This is a genomic window from Natronomonas aquatica (genome assembly GCF_024449025.1).
Classification (GTDB): Archaea; Halobacteriota; Halobacteria; order Halobacteriales; family Haloarculaceae; genus Natronomonas; species Natronomonas aquatica.
This window is the reverse complement of record NZ_JAHLKM010000044.1, coordinates 12,249-14,360: the sequence shown is the minus strand read 5'-3', so window position 1 is coordinate 14,360 and position 2,112 is coordinate 12,249. Positions and strand designations below refer to the sequence as shown.

1 rRNA gene (cut by a window edge) is annotated in these 2,112 nt (G+C 57.3%); it reads right to left on the bottom strand.

The annotated features are described in order from the left end of the window. Positions 1 to 2,112 (bottom strand): 23S ribosomal RNA (locus KM295_RS15865) (its annotated part continues 611 nt past the right edge of the window); the annotation flags it as partial.

The following is a 2,112-nucleotide window of genomic DNA, read 5'->3' as shown; positions in this document are numbered from 1 at the left end:
GGTAAACCAGTGGCACCCAACCGTAGTTCCTCTCGTACTATACGGTCGTTCCTGTCAAGCGTCAAACACACCCAGTAGATAGCAGCCGACCTGTCTCACGACGGTCTAAACCCAGCTCACGACCTCCTTTAATAGGCGAACAACCTCACCCTTGCCCGCTTCTGCACGGGCAGGATGGAGGGAACCGACATCGAGGTAGCAAGCCACCCGGTCGATATGTGCTCTTGCGGGTGACGACTCTGTTATCCCTAGGGTAGCTTTTCTGTCATCAATGGCCCGCATCGGGCAGGCTCATCGGTTCGCTAGACCACGCTTTCGCGTCAGCGATCCTCGTTGGGAAGATCACTGTCAATCCATCTTTTGCTCTTACACTCTCCGTCGGGTCTCTGTCCCGACTGAGATGGACTTAGGGCGCGCTCGATATCTTTTCGAGCGCGTACCGCCCCAGTCAAACTGCCCAGCTATCGGTGTTCTCCTCCCGGAGTGAGGGTCACAGTCACTGACGGGTAGTATTTCAGTGTTGACTCGGCGACGTGCTGGCGCACGCACCTGTGTAACGTCTCCTACCTATCCTGCACATCAGCGACCATGTCCCAGCGACAGCTTGCAGTAAAGCTCCATAGGGTCTTCGCTTCCCCCTGGGTGTCTCCAGACTCCGCACTGGAACGTATGGTTCACCGGGCCCAACGTTGGGACAGCGACGCTCTCGTTAATCCATTCATGCAAGCCGCTACTGAAGCGGCAAGGTACTACGCTACCTTAAGAGGGTCATAGTTACCCCCGCCGTTGACGGGTCCTTCGTCCTCTTGTACGAGGTGTTCAGATACCCGCACTGGGCAGGATTCAGTGACTGTACGAGTCCTTGCGGATTTGCAGTCACCTGTGTTGTTACTAGACAGTCGGAGCGTCCGAGTCACTGCGACCTGCCTCTTCCCGAGGCAGGCACCCCTTATCGCGAACTTACGGGGCCAGATTGCCGAATTCCCTAACGTCGGTTGTTCCCGACAGGCCTTGCCTTTCGCCGGCATGAGCACCTGTGTCGGATCTCGGTACGGACGTTGTACTTGCCTTTTCACGGGCCCCAGGTTGAACCGACTTGCGCTATCCTGCCGTTCGTCCGCTTCGTGCCGTTACGGCTTCCACGGATTTGGACAGTTCGACCGGGCGAAAGCCCGGTTCGGTCGACCCCAAGGCGTCGGCGTTGAGTGTACAACGGCGCTGGAATATTAACCAGCTTCCCAATTTGACTCGCTCGAATTACGACGAGTCTTAGGACCGGCTAACCCTCGGCTGACGAACATTGCCGAGGAACCCTTGCTCATTTGGCCGTCAGGATTCACACCCGACTATCGCTGCTACTGCAACCAGGATTTTCTTCACCAGTCGGTCCACTCGAACTCTCGCCCGAGCTTCCACCCAACCGGAGTGCCGACCTACGAAACTACGCTGTAAGGCGTATTGCCAGGTCTCGGTGGTGGACTTGAGCCCCGATTATTTTGGGCGCCCCGAACCTCGGCCGGTAAGCTGTTACGCTATTCTTAGAGGGTAGCTGCTTCTAAGCTCACCTCCCGGCTGTCTTGGGCTCGGGACCACCTTCAATCGCACTTAGTCCACACTTTGGGACCTTAACCCAGCTCTGGGTTGTCTCCCTCACGCTGCACAGGCTTACCCCGCACAGCGGACTCCCTGCGTCCACGGCGTCCGTGAGTTCGGAGTTTGACAGAAGGGTGAACCTCTCTCGAGGGCCACGCCTCCAATCAGTCTCTCTACCCCACGGACTACCTCAGCAGAGGTCATGCTTCGACATGTTTCGGTCGGAACCAGCTGTTTCCGGGTTCGATGGGCCTTTCACCCCTACACGTAGATCACGAGAGGGTATTGTAGGACACCAACTCTAACGGACCTCCACGTAGCTTTCGCCACGCTTCGTCCTGTCCACGCGTAGATCACCCGGTTTCGGGTCGTACCCGTCTGACTCCCCGCGCTTGAACACGGCGGCCCTGGTGCAAAGCACTGCGGCCATGTCGGTTTCCCTATGCCTTCCCCGATGAACGGGTTAGACTCGCCAGACAAGTACACTCCCTGGTTCGTTTTTCAAAACGTACGACGGAA